Source organism: Cellulosilyticum lentocellum DSM 5427 (assembly GCF_000178835.2).
Lineage (GTDB): Bacteria > Bacillota > Clostridia > Lachnospirales > Cellulosilyticaceae > Cellulosilyticum > Cellulosilyticum lentocellum.
On sequence record NC_015275.1, the window covers coordinates 2,155,327 to 2,181,367 of the forward strand.

General features: G+C 33.5%; 24 protein-coding genes and 1 riboswitch. Of the genes, 23 read left to right on the forward strand and 1 reads right to left on the reverse strand.

Features of this window, described 5'->3' with window-relative positions:
• Positions 1–31: 31 nt before the first annotated feature.
• The 5 genes from CLOLE_RS09865 to CLOLE_RS09890 all read left to right on the forward strand — a co-directional run bounded on the left by CLOLE_RS09865 (position 32) and on the right by CLOLE_RS09890 (position 4,004).
• Entirely contained in the window at positions 32–535 is a 504-nt protein-coding gene (locus CLOLE_RS09865; RefSeq protein ID WP_013656964.1) for a hypothetical protein, read from the forward strand.
• 760 nt (positions 536–1,295) lie between these two features.
• Entirely contained in the window at positions 1,296–2,153 is an 858-nt protein-coding gene (locus CLOLE_RS09870; protein ID WP_013656965.1) for a DUF2262 domain-containing protein, read from the forward strand.
• 101 nt (positions 2,154–2,254) lie between these two features.
• Positions 2,255–2,500 (forward strand): hypothetical protein, encoded by a 246-nt coding sequence (locus CLOLE_RS09875; RefSeq protein ID WP_013656966.1) that lies wholly within the window; start codon positions 2,255–2,257, stop codon positions 2,498–2,500.
• A 275-nt stretch (positions 2,501–2,775) separates the two neighbouring features.
• Positions 2,776–3,126, forward strand: coding sequence for a hypothetical protein (locus CLOLE_RS09885; RefSeq protein WP_157864054.1), 351 nt, complete (start codon positions 2,776–2,778; stop codon positions 3,124–3,126).
• Between the two features lie 125 nt (positions 3,127–3,251).
• On the forward strand, positions 3,252–4,004 hold the full coding sequence (locus CLOLE_RS09890; RefSeq protein WP_050794680.1) for a transposase: 753 nt from the start codon (positions 3,252–3,254) through the stop codon (positions 4,002–4,004).
• A 306-nt stretch (positions 4,005–4,310) separates the two neighbouring features.
• Here the strand turns inward: CLOLE_RS09890 and CLOLE_RS09895 are convergent, their stop codons facing one another.
• The gene (locus CLOLE_RS09895; protein ID WP_013656967.1) at positions 4,311–4,934 is read right to left on the reverse strand and encodes a superoxide dismutase; all 624 of its coding nucleotides are present in this window, start codon (positions 4,932–4,934) and stop codon (positions 4,311–4,313) included.
• A 566-nt stretch (positions 4,935–5,500) separates the two neighbouring features.
• Here CLOLE_RS09895 and CLOLE_RS09900 point away from each other — a divergent pair.
• The 18 genes from CLOLE_RS09900 (at position 5,501) to CLOLE_RS09990 (ending at position 26,006) form a co-directional block, all read left to right on the forward strand.
• Positions 5,501–5,935, forward strand: a complete 435-nt coding sequence (locus CLOLE_RS09900; protein ID WP_013656968.1) for an HD domain-containing protein — start codon at positions 5,501–5,503, stop codon at positions 5,933–5,935.
• A gap of 12 nt (positions 5,936–5,947) precedes the next feature.
• Positions 5,948–6,343, forward strand: coding sequence for a ribosomal maturation YjgA family protein (locus CLOLE_RS09905; RefSeq protein ID WP_013656969.1), 396 nt, complete (start codon positions 5,948–5,950; stop codon positions 6,341–6,343).
• 93 nt (positions 6,344–6,436) lie between these two features.
• Positions 6,437–7,690, forward strand: coding sequence for a cytochrome P450 (locus CLOLE_RS09910; protein ID WP_173362377.1), 1,254 nt, complete (start codon positions 6,437–6,439; stop codon positions 7,688–7,690).
• Positions 7,691–7,831: 141 nt separating this feature from the next.
• Positions 7,832–8,068 carry a hypothetical protein gene (locus tag CLOLE_RS09915; protein WP_013656971.1) on the forward strand — a complete coding sequence of 79 codons (237 nt, stop codon included), beginning with the start codon at positions 7,832–7,834 and terminating at the stop codon, positions 8,066–8,068.
• A gap of 59 nt (positions 8,069–8,127) precedes the next feature.
• Positions 8,128–8,508 (forward strand): iron chaperone, encoded by a 381-nt coding sequence (locus CLOLE_RS09920; protein ID WP_013656972.1) that lies wholly within the window; start codon positions 8,128–8,130, stop codon positions 8,506–8,508.
• 294 nt (positions 8,509–8,802) lie between these two features.
• The gene (locus tag CLOLE_RS09925) at positions 8,803–9,750 is read left to right on the forward strand and encodes an alpha/beta fold hydrolase (RefSeq protein ID WP_013656974.1); all 948 of its coding nucleotides are present in this window, start codon (positions 8,803–8,805) and stop codon (positions 9,748–9,750) included.
• Between the two features lie 146 nt (positions 9,751–9,896).
• A complete protein-coding gene (locus tag CLOLE_RS09930) occupies positions 9,897–10,262 on the forward strand; it encodes a RidA family protein (RefSeq protein ID WP_013656975.1) in 366 nt (121 codons plus the stop codon).
• A gap of 285 nt (positions 10,263–10,547) precedes the next feature.
• A complete protein-coding gene (locus tag CLOLE_RS09935; protein ID WP_157864126.1) occupies positions 10,548–11,279 on the forward strand; it encodes a ZIP family metal transporter in 732 nt (243 codons plus the stop codon).
• A gap of 128 nt (positions 11,280–11,407) precedes the next feature.
• Entirely contained in the window at positions 11,408–12,178 is a 771-nt protein-coding gene (gene ygiD / locus CLOLE_RS09940) for a 4,5-DOPA-extradiol-dioxygenase (protein WP_041712952.1), read from the forward strand.
• A gap of 169 nt (positions 12,179–12,347) precedes the next feature.
• Positions 12,348–13,466: a GDSL-type esterase/lipase family protein gene (locus CLOLE_RS23425; RefSeq protein WP_013656978.1), complete on the forward strand. Its 1,119-nt coding sequence runs from the start codon at positions 12,348–12,350 to the stop codon at positions 13,464–13,466.
• 274 nt (positions 13,467–13,740) lie between these two features.
• Positions 13,741–16,749 (forward strand): X2-like carbohydrate binding domain-containing protein, encoded by a 3,009-nt coding sequence (locus tag CLOLE_RS21835; protein ID WP_013656979.1) that lies wholly within the window; start codon positions 13,741–13,743, stop codon positions 16,747–16,749.
• A 290-nt stretch (positions 16,750–17,039) separates the two neighbouring features.
• Positions 17,040–19,679, forward strand: coding sequence for a translation factor GTPase family protein (locus CLOLE_RS09960; RefSeq protein WP_013656980.1), 2,640 nt, complete (start codon positions 17,040–17,042; stop codon positions 19,677–19,679).
• Positions 19,680–19,940: 261 nt separating this feature from the next.
• Positions 19,941–20,243, forward strand: a complete 303-nt coding sequence (locus CLOLE_RS09965) for a DUF4491 family protein (RefSeq protein ID WP_013656981.1) — start codon at positions 19,941–19,943, stop codon at positions 20,241–20,243.
• Between the two features lie 32 nt (positions 20,244–20,275).
• A complete protein-coding gene (locus tag CLOLE_RS09970; protein ID WP_013656982.1) occupies positions 20,276–20,764 on the forward strand; it encodes a pyridoxamine 5'-phosphate oxidase family protein in 489 nt (162 codons plus the stop codon).
• 278 nt (positions 20,765–21,042) lie between these two features.
• A riboswitch (Lysine riboswitch) is annotated at positions 21,043–21,218 on the forward strand.
• Between the two features lie 113 nt (positions 21,219–21,331).
• Complete coding sequence (locus CLOLE_RS09975) at positions 21,332–22,870, forward strand: Na+/H+ antiporter NhaC family protein (RefSeq protein ID WP_013656983.1); 1,539 nt, start codon at positions 21,332–21,334, stop codon at positions 22,868–22,870.
• A 196-nt stretch (positions 22,871–23,066) separates the two neighbouring features.
• Positions 23,067–23,708 (forward strand): hypothetical protein, encoded by a 642-nt coding sequence (locus CLOLE_RS09980; RefSeq protein WP_330369338.1) that lies wholly within the window; start codon positions 23,067–23,069, stop codon positions 23,706–23,708.
• A 250-nt stretch (positions 23,709–23,958) separates the two neighbouring features.
• On the forward strand, positions 23,959–25,032 hold the full coding sequence (ytvI, locus tag CLOLE_RS09985) for a sporulation integral membrane protein YtvI (protein WP_013656985.1): 1,074 nt from the start codon (positions 23,959–23,961) through the stop codon (positions 25,030–25,032).
• A gap of 242 nt (positions 25,033–25,274) precedes the next feature.
• Positions 25,275–26,006: a GAP family protein gene (locus CLOLE_RS09990; protein ID WP_013656986.1), complete on the forward strand. Its 732-nt coding sequence runs from the start codon at positions 25,275–25,277 to the stop codon at positions 26,004–26,006.
• Positions 26,007–26,041: the final 35 nt, after the last annotated feature.

Here is a 26,041-nt window from a genome sequence, read left to right on the forward strand (position 1 = left end):
CTTTGAATATAAAGGAGGTAAGTAGCTCAAAATGAACGAAAGAATGAGTAAGTACATCAAGGAAAGTATGCTTTTTGTTGTTATTGGAATATTAATAGCTTTGATAGTATATCTTGGAATGAATGATAAAATACCACTTCCATGGACTAATTATAAGAGAAGTCAAGAAAATATTAATAAGACAAAAGAGGAACTGGAAAAAGTATTTGAGGATAATGAGACTTTATTTAGGGAAGTAGCAATTAAATTTGAGAACTTACCTGCCTATTCATGGTGCAGTGAGGGAGATATACCGAAAGAAATATTAGATGATGATATACTAAGAACTCAAGTCTATGAAATACTCCGTGAATTAGAATTTGAAGTTATATCAACTGCTTCAAATGAGGATGGCAAAATAAGAGTTGTATTTAAAAAAGAGTCAGGTTATAAATATGAAGTAGGAATCTGTTATAATAGGCATATAGAGGTTTCTCAAATACTACAGTATAAATTAACCGATAATTGGTATTTTTATTTTCGACTAGAATCCTAATAAATACTAAAAATTGAAGACTTTTGGGTCAGTATGAAGTTTTATTAGAAATCTTAAGATATAGAGTCCCTCTTTTCAAAAGTTATAAAGTCATACTTTTTGACTTCAAATTCTTGCTGTCTGCTAAGGTATGTCACATAATCATTTAATGAGTATAATAAACAATCACTAAGTTTAAACAGAATTGATAATATAAGCATAGAGCAAACTATTTTTGATAATTTGAATGAGTTTCTTCCTGTTGAATGTGGGTATCTCAATGCACCCCCGGGGGTACATCTTCTTATTAATGCCAAATAGTTTTCTTACTTTGTCCAAAGGCACGTTGAGACTGTAGTTAAGCTATCTAAATAAAACCTAGTAATACCAAGGCTTAGAACGATTTTTCGTTCTAAGCCTTGATGTGTTTTTAGGGGTTATTGGGGGTAAATTATATGTTCACAAAAGATAGGGGGTAAACTATTTGGCAATATACTAGATTTATGCCAAAAGGTATAGGATATTGCTAAAAGGTTTAAAACAAAATATATAAGAAAATGAATGATGAGAAAAGTGATTTTGTATAATGCAATAAGTTTAGATGGCTATAATGTAGTAACTACAGATTGAACTAAGTTATAGGGAAGCTATAAAAGAGTTTTGATGAGTATTGAACTAAAGAGAAGTTGTTTGAAAATTATTTGTATATACTATAAAATTAGGTTAGAAATGAAAGTGTGTATAAATATAGACTAGTTAGGATATAGGGGAGGCAAGGAAGATGGATAATCAAACTGCGGTTGAAAAATTTCAAGAGGAATATGAAAAGGAGATTTTAGAACTATTAGTTTTAATAAAAAGTGATGTAGGAGGTGCCAGTGTTAAAGGGGATATGCTCATGCCTTCTGCAGAGTTTATGGCTTCTATGGATATTGCGACTGGGGAGCTAAGTAAGGAAAAGGGAAGACTTGAGTGGATGATTCCAAAAGCAAAAGATAGAGTAGGATGGGGTTTTGAGCTGAAGAAGTTAACTATCTACCATGTGAAGGTCAGAAAATGTAAACAGTCAGTACTTGAGCCTTATATGCTTAAAGAAATGAATAATCGCTTTTTATTATTAGAGGTTTTAGATAGTCAGGTGATTCATCCAGTATTAGATCAGATGAGAAAAGAAAAGTTAAAGACAATTTACATAGAAGATGAAGTACTGGGTAAATTTAGCTTAAATAGAGATTATTCATGGTTTGAGGGTGAGATAAACTGGCTTGGGGAAAAGTGCTCTGTCAGTTTGGGGACAGATGAAGAAGATGGCGACAGCGCAGAAAAAGCATGGACGGCATTTAAGCAGCTTTATACTAACTTAAAAGAATGGGATCAGAAGGTGCGTTATTTTGCAGCTAAAGAACTCACCATTTTGGCAAATGACTGGATAATGGATTCTGTAGAGGAGGGAGAGGAAGAACCAGAAGATATAACGAAGGATGAATTTATGAGACGTATGCGAATCAGCGAATTAGCTGTCGAATCAGATGGTGGTCTGACACTGTATTACAATGATGATAATATGTTTTGGGGGCATGTCATTCTGATAGAAGCCAATATTTCTGGAAAAATCACCAGTGCTCATATTGCTGGTTAAATCCACCAGGAGGATGGGTATCATATAAAGTAAATAATCAAACTGGAAAAATAGAATCAAGTTAGAAGCAAAATACTTGGAAATTATGGAGGAAAACAACAATGAAATACAAGTTTTCACTTACTAGAAATGTTTATATGTATAATCATCTTTTGATATGTACAGATGAGCACAATAGATATGAGGCAATCTGTGAGTCTGCACCAACAAAGGAAGAAACTATTATATTTTGGCCAGATGATTTTGGGGTACCGTCAGAAGACCTAGAAAACTTTATTATTGAATTGCAAGAGTGGGCAATATCTCAAGGATTTCATTATAGTATTCAATCAGGTAAAGGACGCTGATATAAATATAAGTCATGCATCAGATTTTTTAAAGACCAACAGGGGGGGCAAGAGATGTTATTAGATAACATAGATGAATATGAGATTATTTGGAAAAGAGTATATAATGAAGAGGGCTTTCGGGTTAGTTTGAAGTTTTATTATAAATTTCAACACCTGAAGGCCCTTTTTGTAAAAGTTGTAAATTCGTACTTTTTGACTTTAAATTCTTGCCTTTTTGCAAGGTGTATCTTATAATCATTTCTTGTGTATAAAAGATGACAGCTGAGGTGAAGATGACGAAGAATTACTTGAAGAAATTTATTAAATATGTAAAGAAAGTTTATCGTATAGAGGAGGGACTAAAAGCACTTACTGATAGAAGAAAGAATCCCCTATATACTACTGGAGAGGTTATTCTACCAGTACTTTTTGGTTTTTTGTTAAGAATACAAAGTTTTAATGAACTTAAATATAAAGTTAAAAGCAATGATTTTATAAATATTATCTCTAGAAAAATGAAATTGCCACAAATAGATACTATTAGAGATACCCTTAAAGTTATTGATAATCAGGGAATATATAAAATGCATAGAAAAATAATCCAGAGGGCAAAGCGTAATAAAGTATTTGACGAAGGTACATAGATGGCTATAGAGTTGCAGCTATTGATGGTACTAAATTATTTGGTAGTTATAAGAAAAGTTGTGATGAATGTTATACCACCATTGTAAGGAATAAGAAAACTCAATATTTCCATAGTGCTGCCTTTATGTCATTAATAGGAAAAGAACCTAGACTTATCATAGACTTTGAGCTCTATAAAGGTTCAAAGGATAGTAGTAAAAAAGATGAAGGAGAACTAACAGTTGCTAAAAGGCTATTAAGTAAAGTGGCTAAAGAACATAAAAACACTTTAGATGTAGTGGTTTATGATGCTTTAGCCTGTAATAGCAGTTGGATCAATCACTGCGCGACCAACAAAGTAATACCTGTTATTCATGTGAAAGATAATAATATTACCAGTATCAAGGAAGCTAAGACTAAAATTAACAAAAGTAATATAAAAGAGATTTGGCAAGATGAGAAAAGAGATTGTGAAGTAACAACATATGAAGAATCGTTTTACATGGATGAAGTAACTGAGCCACTTAGGTTTGTAAAGTTTAGAAAGAAAACAAAGACAAACAAATATTCACAAGTTTTACTGGTTACGAGTGATTTTAATATTCCTCTTCAAACATTATACAAGATGATGCACATGAGGTGGGATATAGAAAATAGCTTATTTAATAAACTTAAAACTTATAGTGCTCTAGAGCATTGTTTTATACATCACCCAAACGCGATAGAAGCACTTTTGTATTTAATGAGCATAGCTACTAACCTTACACAACTATTTATTTTCAGAAGACTAAGTGGAAGTGAAGTAAAGCTATTAACACAAAAAGAAATAGTAAGGTTGCTAGAGAAAGATCTATATCGATTGAAATATAATAGGAAGTATATTTTTGATACGACATAAGGCCATGACCTAATTGAATACGGTGGAAGAAAATTGGGGTAAGGGGGAACTATACCTATTTTTAGGGAAATCAGCATAAATAGTGTAAAAGATAGTAGGAGTTGATTGAAAATTCCTTAACTATACTTTAAAATCAGGTTAGAAGCGAAAGTGCTCGCATAATAAATGTAAAAACGAGGATACAGTTTTTTTTAAGGGCCAACACGAAAATACTTTTTATAAAAAATCTCCAACCAGAAATCTGATTGGAGATAAAATATTATAATTATTGTAGTTCAATAAGTGAAAGAATACTTTCGATTCTTTTTAACCAATGGCTTTCGTGTAAAGATCATTTGCTTTGTTCCAGTCAACAACAAGGAACCAATTATCAATATAATCAGCTCTCTTATTTTGATACTTTAAGTAATAAGCATGTTCCCATACATCCATTGCTAGTATAGGGCTTAGCCCATCTGCTAGAACTGTATCTTGATTGGGTGTAGATACAACTGTAAGCTCTTTATTAGCATCTACGGCTAACCAAGCCCAACCAGAACCAAAACGTCCAAGTCCTGCTGCTTTAAAGTTAGCTTTAAATTCATCCAAAGAGCCAAACTTTTTAACAATTGCATCTTTAAGCTTGCCTGTTGGCTCACTTTTTTCAGCTGTCATACCTGCAAAGTATAAATTATGGTTATAGACACCGCCACCATTGTTACGAACTACATTTTTAATGGAATCTGGTAACTCATTTACTTTAGTGACAAGCGCTTCTAAGGACCAAGATTGATGGTCTTTACTACCTTCTAGTACTTTGTTTAAATTATCTACATAAGTTTGAACATGGCGACCATGATGAATTTGAACAGTAAGTGCATCCATATAAGGTTCTAATGCGTCATATTCATATGGTAATGCTTCTAATTGAAATGGATAAGTTTTATTCATAATTAAATCCTCCTAACGATTTTAGTTATATATTTTATTTTGATTCATGATAATAGAGAGTTTGCTAAGCGTACTTTCTATCAATATGTTTGTTTATTATTTAGTTATCTCTAACTAGTCTTATTATAACATTTATAAATACAAATAACAACAATTTTAATAATAATTATTATTTGAAAAATATTATCAAATATTTAAAAGAAAGTTTAACGTATAGGAGAAAGGTAAAAAGCAACGATTTTATAAGTATTATCATTGAAATATAATAAGAAGTACATTTTTAATACGATATAGTACTTGGATTTAGCTGAATATAGAAGGAGAATCTTGGGGTAAGGGGAAACTGTACCTATTTTTAGAAAAGCTACACAAATAGTGTAAAAGGACCAATAGTTGATTGAAAATTCTTGAATTATGATGTAGAATCGGATTAGAAGTGAAAGTAATCGTCATATATGCTATATATTAAAATCTCATTTTAGGTGTTTAAGAGGAACTAATGTAAAAGAGTGATTCAATATATTTAACTTTTTAAAGAATCTATTTAAGGGAGGAGGGGTATAAAAATGAATTTAGAAAAAGCAATACTCATAGCAGCGACTGCTCATCAAGGGCAAGTAGATAAAGCTGGGGCACCATACATATTGCACCCTCTTAGAGTAATGTTTTCTTGTAAAACACAAGAAGAGCAAATATGTGGTGTCCTTCATGATGTTATTGAAGATACTTATATGACACTTGATGATTTAAGAAAAGAGGTTTTTTCGGAAACTATTATAAATGCTATAGATGCTCTTACTAAACGATCTGGTGAAACCTATGAAGAGTTTATTAATCGTATCCTTCTAAGTCCTATAGCTTGCCAAGTAAAGCTTGCTGATTTAAGAGATAATATGGATTTAACAAGATTATCACAGGCTAACAAAGCAGACTATGCAAGAGTTAAGAAGTATCAGTCAGCCATGGATAAGATAAAGGGTTTTCTAGAAGTTCATTCATGATAGGGGATAGTTATGAAAAAGCAAAGAATCAAATACTTAATTGCATTCACAATACTATTGTGTATTGAAATTTTAATCGCAATCTGTGTACACGATACATTTATCAGACCATATGTTGGAGATCTATTGGTTGTTGTTGTGCTGTACTGCATAGTAAGAGTAATTATTCCAGACAAGTATAGACTAATACCTTTTTGGATATTTGTTTTTGCAGCATTTATTGAGTGCTTGCAATACATGAAATGGGTTGAGAGATTTGGTATAGAAAATAATGCATTTTTACGCATACTTATGGGAGCCACATTTGACTGGAAAGATATTGTGTGTTATGGGATTGGTTGCATTTTATTAGGTATATATGAGTGGTTGATTCAAAAAGGAATAGTAAGACTACGGGTGAAGGATTAGAGATGTGATGAATAATTTATACATAGAGTGGAAATATAAAACTCATTAGCATAGTTCTTGATAGGAATAGAAAGGAATCAAAAGTATATGTCAATGAATAAACAAGTTCCACATGATAAATGTATAGATAATACACTAGCACTTTTACAAGAAGGTTATCTATTCATCCAAAATAGAGTTAATCGTTATCAGTGTCATTTATTTGAAACACGCCTACTTGGGAAAAAGGTCATATGCATGAGTGGTAAAGAAGCATCAAAGCTGTTTTATAATACAGACCTTTTTAAGCGTAAAGGTGCATTACCCAAGAGAGTACAAAAAACACTGTTTGGAGTCAATGCCATTCAAACAATGGATGACGAGGGGCATATCCATAGAAAAATGTTTTTTATGTCACTTCTAGATCAAGAATATCAAAAACAGTTGACAGAAATAACCAAGAAAAGGTGGCAAGCTGCTATTAACAACTGGGAAAGTACCCAGCAGATTGTACTCTTTGATGAGGTAAACAATATTTTATCCCAATCAGTATGTGAGTGGGCTGGTGTACCATTACAAGCGTCTGAAGTAAAAAATCGAGCAAAGGATTTTAGCACAATGGTCAATACTTTAGCGTCAATAGGACCAATGTACTGGAAAGGAAAAAGAGCAAGGACTAGAATCGAAAAGTGGATAAGAGGTATGATAGCAGATACTAGATCTGGTAAATTGAATGTTGAAAAAAGTTCAGTACTATATAAGCTATCTTTTTACGAAGAGTTAGATGATAAACTACTGAATACTCAAATGGCCGCAATAGAACTTATTAATATACTACGTCCAATTGTTGCTATTTCAAGATATATTACTTTCACAGCTTTAGCATTATACGAAAACGAGGAGTGTATAGAAAAATTACGATTAGGTAATGAGAATACCCGTGAAATGTTTATACAGGAAGTGAGACGTTACTATCCATTTGCCCCTTTTCTAGCTGCCATAGTAAGGAAAAATTTTATATGGCATGGGTGTAAGTTTAAACAGGGGAGGTTAGTTCTCGTTGATATTTATGGCACAAACCATGATCCACGTATTTGGGTAAATCCGTATGAATTTAGACCAGAACGTTTTAAAGAGAAAAAGAATGGCTTATTTGATTTTATACCTCAAGGTGGAGGAGATCCCTCAAAAGGACATAGATGTCCAGGAGAAGGTGTTACTATAGAGCTGATGAAAGTCGGCTTAGATTTTCTGATAAATCAAATCGAATTTAAAATTCCAGCTCAAGATTTAAGCTATAGTCTTACTAAGATTCCAGCATTACCTGCAAGCGGATTTATCATGAGCAATATTAGAGTAAAACTTTAGGATACAAGTAATAAATGGTTATAAACATACTCAGACAAACCAAGTATATATTTGATGCTTTTTAGTTATATCTATTCAATCAATGTGAGAGATGATATTATATAGTTAAGGAACGTAAAATTTATAGGAGGAGTGATAGGTATGAAAAAGCTATTAAATTATGGTAATGAGTTTGTAAAACAATCTGATTGGAGAGACTTAGCGCTTATTAAACTTTGCCTATGCGCTATAGGGATGATGTGGGGAATGGCACTTCCTAAAAAAGCACATAAGCCAGCAGTATTTATTATTGTATCAGTATTTGTATGTACCTATATTCCACTAATGTTAAAATTATTTAGGATTATAAATAAAGACATTAATAAAAAGAAGTCATAGTATTTAATATAAAGTGATGCTAGAATAAATGATTTATTGTAAAAATATTGGAGGGTTTTATGAAAGAAAGGCTAAATGAGGTAGAGGTATACTTGAGGCAACTAGAAGGTAGCCCTAAAGAGTGGGAAGAAATTTTTATCGATTACATGCGCAAAAATTATCCTGATTTAGAAGAAGTTATGTCCTTTCAAATGCCGACTTATAAACTAGGTAGTGGTAAAGAACGAAACTACATCTCTTTCGGAGTTGCTAAGAACCATTTTTCACTACACTCAATGGATTTTGAATATATAACTCAAATGAAAGAAAAACTAAGCAAACCTGGTAGAGGGAAGGGCTGTGTAAATGTTCCTTTTGATAAACCTTGTGAAAGAGAAATATTATTTAAAGCTATAGATGACATTATTGAGAGAAAAATCACTTGTGTCTATGGAAAATGAAGGATTTTCAGGCAATGAAATTTTATAATAAATTTCATTGCCTGAAAATCCTTTTTACATTTCTAGGGATGATACTGTTTAATACAATATGCTTGAGAGATTCAATGACAGATGACATTTCTAAAGAGAAGGGAACAGGAATAACTAAGGGTGTATTTTAAAATATTGAATATTAAAACAATTAACAGTATAATTTTACTATGCAATATAATTATTAGAGTAAAAGTATAAAGGTGATTTTAAATCAATAAATAGCACTTCTACAAATAAACTATCAAGAATGGAGCTGGGTGGATGAAGGATTATTTTCAAGAGTTTGTTGAAATTAATGGAATTAAACAATATTTTTTACATTATCCTGCTAAGGGAAAACCTGTTATTTTATTTTTACATGGAGGCCCAGGGATGAGTGAAGCTGCATTTGGATATAAACTAAAAGAAATGTTTAAAGACACATGCACGCTTGTTTTTTACGATCAGCGTGGGACGGGAAGAACATTACAGAATAATCCTAAAGCTCATCCAACACTTGATTTTTTACTTAAGGATTTACATGACACTATTAAATACCTACAAACTTGCTACCTTACAAAAAAGATAATCATTCTAGGACACTCATGGGGAACAGTACTCGGCTCAATATATGCCTTACAGCATCCAGAAAATGTATCGGTGTATATAGGTGTGGGGCAAGTGGGAGATATGCGATTAACAGAAGAGTTGGCCTTTTTAGCGTTAAAAAGCAAAGTGATGAGTCAAAATAGCTCAAAGGACTTAAAAAAACTGCAAGCTATAATTAACTACCCACCCAAACAATGGGATTCCAAATCCTATAAGATTTATAACAAGCTTTCAAAACTAAAAGACAAATACGGTTTATCCATGTCTGTGAAGGTACCATTAGTCAAAATAGTAAGAAAGAGTCCCATTCAATTTAGAAATCGTGATTTTATAGCAATGCTAAAGGGAACAAAACTCAGCGAACCATTAATGTTGGATGTACTTAATAGTTTTCAAATAGAAACCTACGGAATCGAATATAAGATGCCTGTATACTATATTTTTGGAAGTGATGATTATATTACGCCCAAACAAGCATTTTCTGATTACTTTGAGAAGATAATAGCACCTACAAAGAAGATTGTTCTAATTGAAAACGCTGGACATTATACGATGTTTGAACAACCCGAAGCTTTTGCTAAAGCTGTTATTCCTTTCCTTAATGAGTGTGCTTTAGTGTAAAGGTTATCTCATAATGGAGACTTCATTTATGAATTTCACGTGCCTGAGAACGAGCATTTTTGGTAGGGGACAATCTTAGCATTCTCTAATAATATAATTTTAGGATAGTATTTGAGATAGTATTACGGACAAATAGGAGGAAGATGATGAGTAGTATTAATAGATACAATGTAAATGAAGAATATGCCTATTCAGGGATAGTAGAAGCTGGAGACTTCGTTTTTCTAAGTTTTTGTGTGGGTAATGTAGGGGCCTCTATTGAAAATCAGATTAATGGAGCATTGGATGATATGGAGAATCGTTTGGCAAAACTGAATTTGACATTACAAAGTGTTGTTAAGGTAGATGTTCTTTTAAAAGACGCATGGAATATTCCGGTTATGGAGAAGGTGTTTAAGGAACGTTTTAAAGGTACATACCCTGCCAGAAAAACAATACAAACAGAGTTTGCTCATATAGGAGGACCAGATGGGCTTCATGTACAGATTGATGCGATTGCCTATAAAAAATGATTTGGATGAGCAGAACATACCAATTAACATTAAAAATGTATAAAGATTATTTGAGAAAATAATGTCAAAGAAACGAAGAGTTCATTGAAATGTTTTATACTATGGTATAAAATCAGGTTAGAAGTGAAGTTATCGGAAAAATATCCTTTATTGGAGAAAATCGATGAATTTAAGAGAAGTATGGAAACTCTTTAAATTTTATTTACTCACAAATAGGAGGTGAAAACTTTGAACGATATAACAAAAGTTTTAGTTGGCATTTTTATTCCACTACTTGGTACTACCATGGGCGCGGCTATGGTATTTTTTATGAAAGGTGAAATGAAGCTGCAAATACAAAAAGCTCTTCTGGGCTTTGCATCAGGCGTTATGATTGCAGCATCAGTCTGGTCACTATTAATACCTGCAATTGATATGGCAGAGGCAAATGGGAACATTGCATGGATTCCAGCTGCAGTTGGTTTTCTGATTGGTATTGGTTTCTTACTTTTATTAGATACCATTATTCCTCATCTTCATCTTGACTCTGATTCGCCAGAAGGTAGACCTAGCAAACTTGGAAAATCTTTTATGTTGGTGTTGGCTGTGACTTTACATAATATTCCAGAAGGAATGGCAGTCGGTGTAGTGTTAGCAGGTATGATTAGTGGATCTGATATTATTTCTGTTGCAGGTGCATTTGCACTGGCAATTGGTATTGCTATTCAAAACTTTCCGGAGGGTGCCATTATATCCATGCCATTAGTTAGTAGTGGCTTATCAAAAAAGAAGGCTTTCAAATATGGTTTTCTTTCTGGCATCGTAGAGCCTGTCGGGGCAGTGGTGACGATTCTTCTTACGTCACTGGTTACACCAATTCTTCCATATATACTTTCATTTGCAGCAGGTGCAATGATTTATGTTGTAGTAGAAGAGCTCATTCCGGAAGCACAAGCTGGAGAACATAGTAATATAGGTACCATTGGTGTTGCATTTGGATTTGCCTTAATGATGATACTTGATGTTGCTTTAGGATAAGGTTTGTAGTTTTAAAAGGGGACTTTTGGGCTAATTTGTTGTAGTATAAAATCGACTTAGAAGCCAAAGTATTCAGAGAAAGGAAAATGTATAATGCATTTTTATGCTTGGTTATACATGGGAATAGTATGAATAGAATGCCGACATTATTTATTGGACATGGTTCTCCAATGAATGCAATAGAAGAAAATCAGTTTGTTGAGGAATGGAAAGCCCTTAAAAATAAATTGCCAAAACCAGAAGCAATACTGTCTGTGTCTGCACATTGGTTTACAGATGGTACTAGGGTTATGACATCTGAGACTGCAAAAACAATTTACGACATGTATGGTTTTCCGGAGGCACTTTATAGAATAGTTTATAATGCCAAAGGTGCGCCGCATTTTGCCAAGGAAGCAAAAGCTTTGATTAGTCGGGAGGTTGTTACAGATAATTCTTGGGGATATGATCATGGAACATGGTCTGTCCTTCACAGAATTTATCCAGAAGCAGATATTCCTGTATTTCAGCTTAGCGTGGATAGAAATGCATCGACGAAGCAACATTATCGTATGGGACAAGAGCTTTATCAACTTCGTGAACAAGGTGTATTAATATTCGGAAGTGGAAATGTTGTTCATAATCTGGCGAGAATCAATTGGAACATGGAGAATGAGGGTTACTCTTGGGCCGAAGAATTTGATCATTATATTTGGGATAATATCTTGGCGAGAAAGGATGAAAACGTTATAGATTATCAAAAAGCAGGAAGTTCTGCTGCTCTAGCTTTTACCACTATGGAGCATTATGCACCACTGCTGTATGTATTAGGAGCAGCAAACGATCAGGATAAGATGACTGTTTTTAACAAAGCTTGCGTAATGGGTTCTCTTTCTATGACGAGTTATTTATTTGAATAAATATTTTTATATCGGGTTTAATTGAATATATTAATGATAGGCTCCTAATTATAACATGTTAGGAGCTTTTGTTGTTTTTATGGATATATAGAATTATAATGAATCAACATATTTAGCATCATTTGCTAAGTATGTTTAAATAAAAAGGAGAACATAAGGAGGAAATTTTATGAGTAAGAAGCAAAAATCTAAAAGGCGTTTGATTGCTAGGTTAAGTGTTGTATTTCTATTTTTGTTTATGATTTTTGAGTCCTCAGCCCCATCTGCTTATGCTACATCAACGACAACTACAACCAAAATAATGCCACTAGGTGATTCGATTACAGACTGTGACTTTTGGAGAACATTACTTTTCAATAAGCTGACAAGTAATGGGCATGATGTTAAATCAGTTGGAACGCAGTATGGTAACCATGAAGGCCATAGTGGTATGTGTGTTACTAATTTAGCAGCTACAGATCAACTCAGTACATGGCTTAATGCGGCAAATCCTGATATTGTTATGATGCACTTTGGAACAAATGATTGCTGGGGTAATACAGGAACAACTAAAATACTGGATGCCTATACTAAACTTGTTACACAGATGAGAAAGAACAATCCCAATATGATTATTGTAGTAGCACAAATTATACCAATGCATCCAAATGACACATTAGATTATAAGTCTATTATTTTAGATCTTAATACAGCAATGGTAGGCTGGGCTAATAACTTATCAACAAGTGAATCGCCAATCATATTATGCGATCAATATACTGGATTTAGCACAGATACAGATACATATGATGGTGTTCATCCAAATGCTTCCGGTGGTCAGAAAATGTGTGATAGATGGTATGAGACTTTAAGTACAATATTAACAGGAGAACCAACACCAACGCCAACGCCAACACCAACGCCAACACCAACACCAGAACCAACACCAACACCAGAACCAACACCAGAACCAACACCAACACCAGAACCAACACCAATACCAACGCCAACACCAACAGATAATGTCTTAAAATTGGATACGGTTGTTAGTGCCTGGAATACTGGTTATACAATGACAGTTAATATTACAAACACATCCAATACAAATGCAAATAATTGGAAACTAACAGTAAATAAAGCTGATTTTGATATAAGTAACATATGGTGTGCACAAATTATTGAGTCAGGAGATTACTTAATCATAACACCTATGTCATGGAATATGGCAATTAGTGCTGGTAGTACTGTAAGTTTTGGATTCCAAGGTGTTGGGAAACCACCAGTTGACTTTTCTTATACACTTGAATAGTAAGGTCAAAAGAGAGGACTATCGGATAGGCTGAGTTTTATAAAAGCTCAACCACTGAAGTCCTTTTTGTAATAAATAGAATGTACTTTGTTCTAGTATATATAAATAATATTAAAAAAATGACAACATATGTTGCTACTTTTATCATATGTTCAATTAAATATTACACAGGAGATGCTCTTAAATGTAACATGTTAGGAGCTTTTGTTGTAATGATTGGTAAATAAAAACCATAATAAAAATAAATACCAAGAATTTCAAAGGGGGCAATAGTATGAAGAAAAATGGTTTACGAGGTTTAGTCCAAGCACTAGTTATGTTTGTAATGATTACAAGCAGTAGTATTATTTTTGCTGCTACTGATGCGAACCACCCAGGTTTTAGAGTAGAGGGCAGGTTTCTTTATGATAACCAGGGTGAAAAAACGATTCTTTATGGCATTAATAAGATGGTTGTATGGATGGATAAAGATGGACAACCATCCTTTTCTGAAATTGCTAAAACGGGTGCTAATTGTGTGAGAATCGTATGGACAACGAAAGACGGTACAGCAGAAGAATTAGATACTGCCATTAGGAACTGTCGTGCAGAGCATATGATTCCTATGGTAGAACTTCATGATGCTACTGGTGACTTTAGTAAGCTAACAAGCTTAATAGATTGGTGGGTTGATCCTGATACTGTAAATGTCATTAAGAAGCATGAAGAATACCTTCTAATTAATATTGGTAACGAAGTTGGTGATGCAAATGTTTCTGATACAACATTTACAAATGGATATATTGAAGCTGTTACTAGAATGAGAGCAGCAGGTATTCATGTTCCGTTGATTATAGATGCTTCGACTTGGGGACAAGATATTAATAAACTTCAAGCATGTGGCCCAGACATTTTAGCCGCCGACCCAGATTCAAACTTAATGTTTTCAGCACATTTATGGTGGCCTTATATGTATGGTCATTCTGATCAAAAAGTAATTGATGAACTTACAGAATCTGCTAATATGGGACTTCCACTTGTTATAGGTGAGTTTGCTAATCAATGGGAACAAACGACGCAGGGGCAAATTCCTTATAAAACAATTATGGAATATTGCGCTAAGCTTGAAATCGGTTATTTAATTTGGTCATGGGGGCCTGGTAATAATCCACAGACATTCCTTGATATGACCACTGATGGTACATTTGATACAATGCAAGACTGGGCAAAAGAAATGGTTTTTGAGAATCAGTATGCCCTTGCAAATCTTGCTGAAAAGCCAGCTTCTATGCTAACGAGCCTCCCAGCAGGAATGCCTAATGAACCACTACCTAGTGGTAATCTAGCTCAAGGAAAAACTGTAACCTATTCTACAAAAGAAAGTAGTGCTTTTGAAGGGAATTGTATTACAGATGGTGACCTAAGTACACGCTGGGCATCTGATGCAAATTCTCAAACAGATTGGGTATGCATCGATTTAGGAGAAACAAAAGAGATTAATGAAGTACTTATCAAATGGGAAAATGCTTATGCAACACAATACCAAATTCAAGTTTCTAACGATGCAAATACTTGGACCGATGTTTATAGAACATATAATGGAAAAGGTGGTAGTGAAGATATCTCTATTTCAGCTTCTGGACGTTATATAAGAATTTACTGTACGCAAAAGTATGGCTATACCTGGGGGTACTCTATTTATGAAGTTGGTATTTACGGGCCAGAATCCAAAGAAGCTGCTTCTGTTTCTCCAACAGTTGCAGTGTTTGATAAGAATGTAACAAATCAAGAGGATTTAGTGTTTACATTAGATTCAAAAGCCAACATATTGGTTTCAGTTAAAAATGGCAGTGCTATTTTAAATAGAGGTTCTGATTATGTGATTTCTGGAGAGACATTAACCATTACAAAAGAGTATCTTGCAAACCTTGAAAAAGGTACAATCCAATTAACATTAGTTTATGATAGTGGCGTAAATCCTGTTATGAATATTGCGATTGGAGATACATCACCTATTTCTTCTTTAAGTCCAAGTAGAGTAGAATTCAATAAGAAAAATGGTGCAGATAAAGATATTACCATTACATTAAACAATAGCAATAATACGTTATTTGGTATTTTTAATGGCACTCAATCTTTAGTAGAAGGTATAGATTATAGTGTAAATGGTAAAGCGGTTATCATTTCTAAATCATATTTAGCGACACTAACACTTGGTACGACAAATCTTAAATTTAACTTTGAAAAAGGAACAGATTTAAGTTTAATGGTTGTTGTTACCGATTCATCTGAAAGCTCAGTACTAGTGGCTACAACTGCTGCATTTGAAAAAGCAGCACAAGCTGATATAAATGCAACCATGATATTAAATGGTAATACGTTAGCATCTATTTTAAATGGTGAAGTAGCATTAGTAGAAGGTACTGATTATACAGTTAATAATAGCACCGCAATCATTTCTAAGGATTATCTTAAGACATTATCTATAGGTCAAACAACATTAACATTTGTTTTTAGTGCAGGTGCAAATGCTACATTAACTGTTACAGTTACCAATACAGTGCCTGACTCTGCTATTACACCTACTTTAGGAGAATTCGATATAGCAGTACCTAAAGATATGATGATTGAATTAATGCTTAATGGAAATACATTTGAAAAAATAACAAATGGTAGCTACACGTTAGTTAAAGGTGTGGATTATACAATTAATGAGACAACCATTACTTTAAGTAAAAATTATCTGGCAACTTTAAAAATGGGTACATCATTACTTACTTTTGTATTTAGTGGCGGTTCTAACCAAAAGCTTTCAATAAAAATTCAAGATACCTCAACTGTTCCGCCTACAACTCATCTACAAGTCACATTCAACAACTGCAATTTGAGCGAGAAAACAAATTCCTTAATGCCAAGATTTAAAGTTACAAACACAGGGGCTGATGCAATTGATTTATCCGATGTAAGGTTACGTTATTACTTTACAACAGATGGCAATCAAGAAAATTTCTTCTGGTGTGACTGGTCTCAAGTTGGAAATTCCAATGTTAAAGGAACATTTGTAAAAATGGACAATCCAACAGAAGCAGCAGATTGCTACTTAGAAATTAGCTTTTTAGAAGCTGCTGGAAGTATTATGCCAAATACAACCATCGATTTACAATGTAGATTTGCAAAGTCAGATTGGACTAATTACAATCAAGCAAATGACTATTCTTTCAATAATAATGGTTTTGATTATAAGACCTGGGATAAAATTACACTTTATTATAACGATAGCTTGATTTCTGGTATAGAGCCATAAAAAAAGGACTTTCGAGACAGTTTGAAGTTTAATAATAAATTTCAACGCTCGAGGGTCTTTTTTTATAATGGATGTAAGGTCTGAACTTTTACTCCGAAATATGATATTGCTTAAATAATTGATTTATTAGAACACTGTGTTGTCTATTACATTAATGCTAGCTGGCTATTTTTGTTTTGTCAGATTAACAACTTACTGGTATGATAGTAGTAAGATAAGAGAGAGATAGTGGGTTAGGCTACTATAATCATTAGAAATAGACAACACAAGTGAAGGATTTGAAAAAGCGTATGAAAAAATTAGTCATTGGAATATTAGCACATGTAGATGCGGGTAAAACAACCTTATCGGAAAGTATGCTTTATTTAAGCGGGAAAATTCGTAAACTGGGAAGAGTGGATAATCAAGATGCTTATTTAGATACTTATGACTTAGAAAAGGCAAGGGGAATTACCATTTTTTCTAAACAAGCAATGTTTGAAGTAGCTGAAGCTCAGATTACTTTGTTAGATACCCCAGGACATGTAGATTTTTCGGCTGAAATGGAGCGAACACTTCAAGTATTAGATTATGCCATTTTAGTGATTAATGGTGCAGATGGTGTGCAAGGGCATACCAGAACATTATGGAGACTTCTTGCTACGTATCAAATACCAGTTTTTCTATTCGTTAATAAAATGGATCAACAGGGGACGGATAAGGAGAAATTAATAGAAGAATTAAAAAAGTGTCTAGATGATAGGTGTATTGAGTTTGGACAAGAGCGTACAGCAGCTTTTTACGACCAGTTGGCCATGTGTGATGAAGCACTGATGGAAGCTTATTTAGAAACAGAGCATATTGATACTTTACAAATTATGAAGGGTATAAAAGAACGCAAGGTATTTCCATGCTTTTTTGGTTCAGCTTTAAAATTAGAAGGTGTAGAAAACTTTATGCAAAGTATTGTCAAATATGCTAGTATGCCTTCTTATCCAGAAGCCTTTGGATCAAAGATATTTAAAATAGCTAGGGATGAGCAAGGTAATCGCCTGACTTATATGAAGCTTACAGGCGGAAGACTTAAGGTGAGAGACACTTTAATAAATCATACTTGGGAAGAAAAAGTGAATCAGATTCGTTTATATTCAGGACAAAAGTTCGAGGCAGTGAATGAGGTAGAGGCAGGTTCTATATGTGCAGTAACAGGACTTACTCAAACTAGTCCAGGAGAAGGTTTAGGGATAGAAAGTGATTCATCTGCCCCTGTGTTAGCCCCTGTATTAGCTTATCAGATTATGCTTCCAGAAGGCTATGATCCAAGACTTATGCTACCTAAATTGCGTCAGTTTGAAGAAGAGGATCCACAGCTGCATATTGTTTGGGATGAACAGTTACAGGAAATTCAAGCACAGATTATGGGAGAAGTCCAAATCGAAATTTTACAAACGCTTATAGAAAGCCGTTTTGGTGTCCATGTAACATTTGATTCGGGAAGAATCGTTTATAAAGAAACCATTGCAAATACAGTAGAAGGTGTAGGGCATTTTGAACCATTAAGACATTATGCGGAAGTTCACTTATTACTGGAGCCTGGACAGCGAGGAAGTGGTCTTCGATTTGCATTGGGATGCAGTGAAGATGTGCTAGAAAAGAATTGGCAGAGACTTGTCTTATCTCATTTAGAGGAAAAAGTTCATAAAGGCGTACTCACCGGCTCAGCTATCACAGATATGAAAATAACGTTAGTCTCAGGACGAGCACATAAAAAGCATACAGAGGGTGGTGACTTTAGAGAAGCTACCTTTCGTGCAGTACGTCAAGGTTTAAAGCAAGCAGAATCTGTTTTATTAGAGCCGTATTATACTTTTCAGTTAGAAGTACCTGAGAAAATGGTAGGACGAGCTATGACTGATATTGAGAAGATGTTTGGCACATGCGAAATTTCACAAACAGATGGTGAGTGGGTGACCCTAGTAGGGAGCGCACCGGTTGTTACCATGAGAAACTATCAGAAGGAAGTAGTTGCATACACTAAAGGCCATGGTAGACTATTTTGTACACTAAAAGGATATGAGCCATGTCATAATGCAGAAGAAGTTATAGAAAATATAGGTTATGATTCTGAAAGAGATATAGAGAATCCAACAGGTTCTGTATTTTGTACTCAAGGCAGCGGATTTTTAGTAACTTGGGACGAAGTAAAAGACTACATGCATCTTGAAAGTTATCTGCAACAGGAAAAAGAAACGCTATCAAAAGAAATAGCGAAGCATCAGGATTTACTGACAGAAGAGAAATGGATTGGTTTAGAAGAAATTGATCAAATTATGAATAGAACTTTTTATGCGAATCAAGGAGAAAAATCTGCTTGGAAAAAACGTAAAACAGCTCGTGAAAGCTATTATAAGCCTGTTGGTTATACAATGAACCAAAACCAAGATAAAAAAGAAGAATATCTTCTTGTAGATGGTTATAATATTATCTTTGCATGGCCTGAATTAAAGGAGCTGGCCAATGAAAATATGGATGGTGCCAGAATAAAATTATTGGAGAGCTTATGTAATTATCAAGGCATCCGAAAATGTCAGATTATCGTTGTGTTTGATGCTTATCGTGTTCAAGGACATCGAGTGGAAATGATTGAGTATCATAATATCTATATGGTATATACGAAGGAAGCACAAACAGCAGACCATTATATTGAAAAGTTTGTACATGATCACAAGACAAAGTATCATGTAACAGTAGCAACCTCAGATGGATTAGAGCAAATTATCATTAGAGGGCAAGGATGTGCCTTATTGTCTGCTAGAGAGCTGAAGGAAGAAATCGAAAGCGCTAATGAAAAAATGATGCAAGCGTATAAGGAAAAACAAGTAGTGGAGCGTAATTATTTAGTGGATGCATTACCTCCTGAAATCAAGCAGCAGATAGAGAAACGTCCGTAAAAAAGAAAAGATACAAATAACATAAGAGTATTTTACAAGCAAAATGGCAAAAAAATAAATCAAGCATAATTTATTTTTTATAAAGGGGAAGTTATGCTTGATTTTTTACTTCTAGAAAATAAATAATTATTGATCAACATAGAAAAGGGATATAGTAGAAGTTTGATTGAAAATTCTTGAATCAAAGTGTAAAATGAGTACATGAGCAAAATGGTTATCAAAAGGAATCAAAATAATCATTTTAATGAAGGAGGATTTAATATGAATTTTCAAGGTATAATAATAGGAGTAATGGCTTTTTTTATTATAGGTGTTTTTCATCCCATAGTGATTGCATCAGAATATTACGTTGGAAAAAAGATATGGCCACTTTTTTTGATTGTGGGAATATTATGTATTGGTATATCTTTATTTATTGAGAATAATACAATTTCAGCAATAGTAGGGGTAATAGGCTTTTCTTCACTGTGGAGTATACATGAGGTCATAGAACAGGAAGAACGCGTTAAAAAAGGATGGTTTCCCAATAATCCTAATAAAAGTAAACATATGAAAGTGGAATAAAATTTATAAAAATTCAATATAAGGAGGCTACAATGAGAAAGAAAGATAGAGAGGTTACCAATAAAGAAGAGCTTTTAAATATTATAAGCAAATGTGAGTATTGTAGAGTGGGTTTTTGCTATGATAATATCCCGTATATTGTGCCTATGAATTTTGGTTATACATATGAAAATGATCAACTTGTACTTTATTTCCATAGTGGGCTAGAAGGTAAAAAATTAGAAATGATTAAGCAAAATAACAATGTTTGTTTTCAAATGGATTGTTCTTGCGAACTCGTTCACAGTGATATTGCTTGTAAATATACTATGAAATTTGAAAGTATTATAGGGCAAGGGAAAATGTATATTTTGACAGAGGAACAAGAGAAAATAGAAGTGCTTCAACACGTTATGAAAAAATATGCACCTGATAAAGTTTTCGAATTTGAAGGAAAGCATGCAAGAATCATCCTAGGATTAAAATTAGTAGTAGAAGAATTTACAGGTAAGCGTTCTACCAAGGGTGGAACAGTAGGATAAGAAGCATAAGAACTAGGCCTATTTGTAAATAAGCCTAGTTTTTTAGTTACTCCCAAATGTGTCATAGCCATCTGATACCACTTGATCTAAAATGGGTCCTTAGAAGAGCCTCTCAAATTTCAAAGAAACACATTTTTAGGGACAAGCTATATATAAAAAAGCAATCCTAAAGTAAATAAAAAAATTTTTTGATATATTTTTAAAATATAAACTTATTGTATGATGCTTTACTTTTTTTAATCCATCGTTTATATTTGTCTAAGCTAATAATTAAATAAAGAGTAGATAGAGGTTGCGGTTTTTAAGAGTAGATTTGCTGAGCTAAGCACGATGAAGCATTTTAAAAGGAGAAGCCGCCGAAATGGATAGTTGATGCTTTAAGACTATCTTGTTGGGGTTATGTAGAATATACATAACACTGTCACGTAGTTATTCGTGGGGAGCTATCATGACGGACGGTTAATATAGAATAAGTAGTTTTATTCTAAATGAAAGATGACAAAAGTCTTGAGTGATATGCTCAAGACTTTTTTTATTAGACTATAAAGACAGAATGGAGACTCACACATGGACGCAATTGATGTAGGCTGGTTATCGATTTTACCACCTGTTATCGCTATTGTATTAGCGTTAATAACAAAAGAGGTTATTTCCTCATTAATTGTAGGTATTTTTTCAGGAACACTTATTTATGCCTTTAGTACAGGTGGCGGTATTGTTAAAGCAACAGATGTAACCCTTACCCTTATGGGAGAAAAATTAGGTGATAATACATCAATTATTTTATTTTTAGGATTTTTAGGGGCATTAGTAGCTGTTATTACTATGGCTGGTGGTTCTAGGGCCTACGGAGAATGGGCAGGAAATAAAATTAAAACTAAAAAAGGGGCACAGTTAGGAACTTCTCTTTTAGGTACCTTAATTTTTATAGATGATTATTTTAACTGTTTGACAATTGGTACAGTAATGAGACCAGTAATAGATAAACATCATATTTCTAGAGCAAAGCTAGCTTATATTATTGATGCAACAGCAGCACCCATTTGTATTATTGCACCTATTTCTTCTTGGGCAGCTTCAGTTATTTCTCAAATGAATGGGTTAGAAGTGAATGGGCAAGCACTTAATGGAATGGAAACTTTTATGGCAACTATTCCTTATAACCTTTATGCAATTTTAACTTTAATCATGGTGGTTGTACTTTGTGTTACTAATATTGAATTTGGTCCTATGGCAAAGTTTGAAGAAGAAGCTAGAAATAATAAAGGTAACTTAAGTGTCGGAATGGATCAAGAAGGTGGAGATGAGTTTGCTCGTATGAAAATCTCTTCAAAAGGAAGCGTATTTGACCTTATTATCCCTATTGCAGCACTTATTATATTTGCTATCTTATCAATGCTTTATATTGGTGGTTACTTTGAAGGTGGTATGACGCTGGCAGAGGGCTTTGGAAATACAGATGCAGGTATTGCACTTGCTATTGCCGGTTTTGGCGCCCTTGTTGTTGCTTTTATTCTTTTTGTACCACGTCAAATTTTAGATTTTAAAGAGTTTATGGAAGGGATTACAATAGGGGTTAAATCCATGGTAGGAGCCTTTATTATTTTAACATTGGCGTGGACTATTAGTGGGGTATGTAGAGACTTATTAGGCACAGGTGAGTTTGTAGGTGAGTTGGTAAGACAATCTCATATGCCAGCGGCTCTTATTCCTGCCATTGTTTTCCTTGTGGCAGGGGCTTTAGCTTTTGCTATGGGAACATCATGGGGAACTTTCGGTATACTGATTCCTATTGTTACCATGGTTTGTGGTTCCGTTGCACCAGAGCTTGTAACAGCAGCGCTTGCCGCTACACTAGCTGGAGCTGTATTTGGAGATCATTGTTCCCCTATTTCAGATACAACAATTCTTTCTTCGACGGGAGCTGGCTGTAAACATATTGATCACGTTTCATCACAAATTCCGTATACTTTAGTGGTAGCAGCATGTTGTTTTGTAGGTTATTTAATAGCAGGGTTTACAGCTAATGTGTGGTTAACACTTGGAAGCTCTATTGCATTATTAGGTATTATTCTTGCTATATTAAGTAGAAGAAATAAAAAATAAAATAAGAGAAGCACCCTATTAAATAGAGCATCATGAAAGAGATGTGTTTATTCAATGGAGTGCTTTTTATTTGCGAAAAATATAAAGAATAGGCTTATCAAAGTACTTTTAAATCAATGCCTATTTTCAAATACTGAATAGAACTAATACGTTTTGAATAAACTAAAATCAAATTTTTATTTAAAGGAGTTAGACTATGATGAAGAAGTTTTTTAATACGTTATTAGTGTCGCTGTGTGTAATCGCGTTATTTTTTACACCTCTTAAAGCTGAGGCTTCAGAGAAAGCTTTATCTTGCAATAAAGCTGCTTGTGAGTTAAGGATGCTAGAAAGAGACCTTTGGGTTGATCATGTGTTATGGACAAGAAGTTTTATTGTTAGTGATCTTGCTTCTCTAGAGGATAAGGAAGCTGTGGCAGAAAGGCTGTTTAAAAATCAAGATGATATTGGTAATGCTATTAAATCTTTTTATGGAGAGGAAGCAGGAAATAAACTTGCAAGTTTACTAAGAGAACATATAGCGCTTGCAGGACAAGTTACTGATGCAGCTAAAAGTGGAAATAATGCTGATTTAAAGAAATACAATAAACTGTGGTATGATAATGCAGATCAAATAGCAGACTTTTTAAGTGCAGCTAACCCTAATTATTCTAACCAAGCACTAAAAGATTCTCTTCATAAACATTTACAGTTTATTACAGATCAAGTTGTAGCTAGGCTAAGTAAAGATTGGAAAGGTGATATTAAGGCTTTTGATGAGGGAAAAACACATATGATGCATTTTTCTGATATGCTTACTGATGGCATTATCAAGCAATTTCCTCAAAAATTTAAATAGATAAATGGATAGTTTAGCTTGCTTAGGTAGATGCAATATAAAATAGATAGGAGTAGTAAGCATTTGCTTGCTACTCTTTTTTGTCTAAATAAGAAAAATAGGTATAAAATTTAAGAAAAATAGCATTTAAATATTTGTAAAAGTATAAGTGTATAGTATAATTGTCTAAAGATTTAAAATGGTTAGAGGGATGAAGCAACTATCCAACTAAGGAAAAACACTTAAACTATATAGATAAGGGAGAATGCTTGTGGATACAGAAAAGAGAAAAAGTTTTATAATTAATTTTGGTTATTATTTTATTATTATTGGAATGGTTTTTATCGTATTAAAGTATGGATTGCCTTTTATTGCCCCGTTCGTTAGCGCATTTGTTATTGCGTTCTTGCTAAATAAGCCGATTACTTTTTTAGCTAAAAGGTGTCATGTGAATCGTACATTGATAGCAATTGCTATAGTATTGGTATTTTATAGTATAATAGGTATTTTATTTGCGCTTCTCGGCATTCGGTTGTTTGTTTTTGTAAAAGAGCTTTTTTCCTACTTACCTAATTTGTATGCAACAGAGATCCAACCATTTTTGATGCAATTATTTGATTCACTAGAACATTATATCTCAAAAATGGATGTTTCCTTATTGCCAGCTATGAACGAATTTTCAAGTAATGTAGTACAGTCACTAGGTGAACTCATTTCTAGTTTCTCTATGAAGATGATAGGTGCTATTTCTAACTATGCATCTTCATTGCCAGGTTTTTTTATTAGGATTTTATTTACCATTATCTCCACCTTTTTCTTAGTAATCGATTATAAGAAAATAACAGCATTTCTCTTACATCAGTTAAAGGATAAGCATCAAAAATTGATGATTGAAATAAAAGACTATGTAGTCAATACATTATTTAAGTGTATCTTATCTTATGCTTTAATTATGTGTATTACCTTTGCAGAGTTGTCTGTTGGTCTGAGTATTATTAGAATTGAAAATGCAGTATTAATTGCGTTTGTTATATCTATTTTTGATATTTTACCAGTACTTGGGACTGGTGGTATTATGATTCCCTGGACCATTATAGCAGCGCTTCAAGGAAATTATTCGTTGGCATTAGGTCTCCTTATTGTATACATTATCATTACTATTATTCGTAATATACTAGAACCTAAGATTGTGGGAAGTCAAGTAGGTTTGCATCCACTAGTAACCTTAATGTCATTGTTTGTGGGGGCTCAATTATTTGGTGTACTTGGTTTGTTTGGACTTCCTATCACTTTATCATTATTAAAGAATCTCAATGATAAAGGAACGATTCATATCTTAAAATAGCAAGAGGCTTTTGAGATTGAGCCATTTATTTTTAATAATAAATGGATGAGTGTTTCATTTTGCTAATCAATTGACAATGTATAAAAAGCGTGCTAATATATACCATATTTAAATAAGGGTGAATATGTTTTATCGCCGGGTAAAACATATAAAAAGCACCAAGATGATCATATCGTTAGGCTTTAGATATGATTATCTTGGTGCTTTTTTTATAAAAATTTATTTTGAGGAGGAAGTAGAGCATGAGCTTAGTTTTAATTCTTACAACTATCATTACCAGCGCTGCGGATAGTTTAAATCCAGTAGCCATTACTCAGCAATTTGTATTGCAAAGCCTGGTTAAAAATCCAAAACATATATGGTTTTTTATCTTAGCTACAGGTGTCACCAACTTTACTGGTGGGCTAATGGTATATTATGGATTAGTGGCTATTGTTTCCACATTATTTACCACAGTTTTGCTGACACATCAGCAAAACCTACTTATTTTAGAATTGATTGCAGGTATTATGATGCTTATATTAGCATGCTATGTCGTCTTGGACCAGAGGATTAAGTGTGCTATATACAAGGGACAACTTCAAAACGAAGACAATCAAGAGATGAAAGATCAGCAAATAATAGCTGAAAAAATCAAATCTGTTTCTCCTATTGCACTAATAGTATTAGGTGTTTTGGCGACAATTACAGAGTTGGCAACAGCTTTGCCTTACTTTGCTTTTCTTGCGGTATTACTGAATTACAAATTGACATTTTTACAAGTCATTTCAATTTTGTTACTTTATAATTTCATTTATTCATCCCCGCTGATGATGTTATATTTTATTTATAGGAAAAAGCAGGTATTGTTTGATAAGCTTTACAAGTTGATAAAAAAGAAAGTAACCAAATGGGCTTCAGTCATTATACCTACCTTATTTATAATAACAGGAATTGTTTTGTTATTTCATTCTATAAGGATGTTGCTGAGATAAAAGACAATAGGTCACAATAAAAACATATTATTTTT

Coding starts and splice junctions, on each gene's coding strand:
- CLOLE_RS09865 (WP_013656964.1), top strand. CDS start 32: ATGAACGAAAGAATGAGTAAGTACATCAAGGAAAGTATGCTTTTTGTT.
- CLOLE_RS09870 (WP_013656965.1), top strand. CDS start 1,296: ATGGATAATCAAACTGCGGTTGAAAAATTTCAAGAGGAATATGAAAAG.
- CLOLE_RS09875 (WP_013656966.1), top strand. CDS start 2,255: ATGAAATACAAGTTTTCACTTACTAGAAATGTTTATATGTATAATCAT.
- CLOLE_RS09885 (WP_157864054.1), top strand. CDS start 2,776: ATGACGAAGAATTACTTGAAGAAATTTATTAAATATGTAAAGAAAGTT.
- CLOLE_RS09890 (WP_050794680.1), top strand. CDS start 3,252: ATGTCATTAATAGGAAAAGAACCTAGACTTATCATAGACTTTGAGCTC.
- CLOLE_RS09895 (WP_013656967.1), bottom strand. CDS start 4,934: ATGAATAAAACTTATCCATTTCAATTAGAAGCATTACCATATGAATAT.
- CLOLE_RS09900 (WP_013656968.1), top strand. CDS start 5,501: ATGAATTTAGAAAAAGCAATACTCATAGCAGCGACTGCTCATCAAGGG.
- CLOLE_RS09905 (WP_013656969.1), top strand. CDS start 5,948: ATGAAAAAGCAAAGAATCAAATACTTAATTGCATTCACAATACTATTG.
- CLOLE_RS09910 (WP_173362377.1), top strand. CDS start 6,437: ATGAATAAACAAGTTCCACATGATAAATGTATAGATAATACACTAGCA.
- CLOLE_RS09915 (WP_013656971.1), top strand. CDS start 7,832: ATGAAAAAGCTATTAAATTATGGTAATGAGTTTGTAAAACAATCTGAT.
- CLOLE_RS09920 (WP_013656972.1), top strand. CDS start 8,128: ATGAAAGAAAGGCTAAATGAGGTAGAGGTATACTTGAGGCAACTAGAA.
- CLOLE_RS09925 (WP_013656974.1), top strand. CDS start 8,803: ATGAAGGATTATTTTCAAGAGTTTGTTGAAATTAATGGAATTAAACAA.
- CLOLE_RS09930 (WP_013656975.1), top strand. CDS start 9,897: ATGAGTAGTATTAATAGATACAATGTAAATGAAGAATATGCCTATTCA.
- CLOLE_RS09935 (WP_157864126.1), top strand. CDS start 10,548: ATGGGCGCGGCTATGGTATTTTTTATGAAAGGTGAAATGAAGCTGCAA.
- ygiD (WP_041712952.1), top strand. CDS start 11,408: ATGAATAGAATGCCGACATTATTTATTGGACATGGTTCTCCAATGAAT.
- CLOLE_RS23425 (WP_013656978.1), top strand. CDS start 12,348: ATGAGTAAGAAGCAAAAATCTAAAAGGCGTTTGATTGCTAGGTTAAGT.
- CLOLE_RS21835 (WP_013656979.1), top strand. CDS start 13,741: ATGAAGAAAAATGGTTTACGAGGTTTAGTCCAAGCACTAGTTATGTTT.
- CLOLE_RS09960 (WP_013656980.1), top strand. CDS start 17,040: ATGAAAAAATTAGTCATTGGAATATTAGCACATGTAGATGCGGGTAAA.
- CLOLE_RS09965 (WP_013656981.1), top strand. CDS start 19,941: ATGAATTTTCAAGGTATAATAATAGGAGTAATGGCTTTTTTTATTATA.
- CLOLE_RS09970 (WP_013656982.1), top strand. CDS start 20,276: ATGAGAAAGAAAGATAGAGAGGTTACCAATAAAGAAGAGCTTTTAAAT.
- CLOLE_RS09975 (WP_013656983.1), top strand. CDS start 21,332: ATGGACGCAATTGATGTAGGCTGGTTATCGATTTTACCACCTGTTATC.
- CLOLE_RS09980 (WP_330369338.1), top strand. CDS start 23,067: ATGATGAAGAAGTTTTTTAATACGTTATTAGTGTCGCTGTGTGTAATC.
- CLOLE_RS09990 (WP_013656986.1), top strand. CDS start 25,275: ATGAGCTTAGTTTTAATTCTTACAACTATCATTACCAGCGCTGCGGAT.